The organism is Flavobacterium sp. JAS (genome assembly GCF_020991455.1).
In the GTDB taxonomy this organism is placed as follows: Bacteria; Bacteroidota; Bacteroidia; order Flavobacteriales; family Flavobacteriaceae; genus Flavobacterium.
Map to the genome: position 1 here is coordinate 1 of NZ_JAJMOX010000042.1, position 1,238 is coordinate 1,238.

1 protein-coding gene is annotated in these 1,238 nt (G+C 35.9%); it reads left to right on the forward strand.

What is annotated here, in order from left to right; genetic code table 11:
* Positions 1–1,238 (forward strand): condensation domain-containing protein (locus LPB88_RS23655; protein WP_230718255.1); only part of this gene is annotated, 1,238 nt, incomplete at both ends.

The window sequence follows — 1,238 nt, forward strand, 5'->3', positions numbered from 1 at the left end:
CATTTTTAAAGGAATTAAAAGCATTCTCAAAAGCGCAGGATGTTACGCTGTTTATGACACTTATGGCAGGAATCAATACTTTATTGCATAAGTATTCGGGGCAGAATGATATTATAGTAGGAACACCAATAGCGGGCAGAGAGCATCCTGATTTAGAAAATCAATTGGGTTTATATTTAAATACACTTGCCATCCGAACTCGATTTGAGCAAGGAGACAGTTTTTTAGATTTGGTATCTGCTCAGAAAAATACCCTTTTAGGAGCTTATGAACATCAGAGTTATCCATTTGATGCCTTGGTAGGGAAGTTGAATCTACAAAGAGATTCAAGCCGTTCTGCATTATTTGATGTTTTGGTTGTTTTACAAAATCAGGGACAATTGAATAATCTAAAAGGAGAAGAATTAAGAGATCTAGAGATGGAGCCTTATGAGTTTTCTACTGCAACAGCTCAGTTTGATATCAGTTTCACTTTCGTCGAATCAGAGGGATTGAGTTTGATGGTTTCTTATAATACAGACATCTATGAGGAATATTTGATAGAGAGAATGTTTACCCATTTTGAAAACCTGCTTAAGGAATCATTAGAACAACCTGAAAGGCTGATTCAGGAAATCGACTACCTAACATCTGAAGAACAGAATCAGTTATTGGCAGCATTCAACGATACAAATGCAGAGTATCCAAAAGAGAAGACAATCGTAGATTTATTTGAAGAACAGGTTAGAAAGACACCAAATAATATTGCTGTTGTTTTTGGAGAAACAAAGCTAACGTATCAGGAACTTAATGAGAAGTCGAATCAGTTGGCTTGTTATTTAAGAGAAAATTATGCGATTAAGCCAGATGATCTGGTGGGAGTAAAGCTGGATAAAAGCGATAGAATGATTGTGGCGATTTTAGGAGTATTAAAATCCGGAGCTGCTTATCTTCCTATAGCTGTTAATTACCCTGAAGACCGCATTGCATATATTGAACAAGACAGTAATTGTAAAGCAGTTATAGACCAAGAGACATTAGAGCAATTTGAACAGGTTCGACATAAATATTCAAAAGAAAATATCGTAAAGATAAATACGGCTAATGATTTAGCCTATATCATTTATACTTCAGGTTCCACAGGACAGCCTAAAGGCGTTATGGTGGAGCATAGCAGTAATGTTAACATGTCTTTAGATCAGATTAAAACCTTTGGTATTACCCAAAAGGACAAAGTAGTTTGGTTTGCTTCTGTTGCC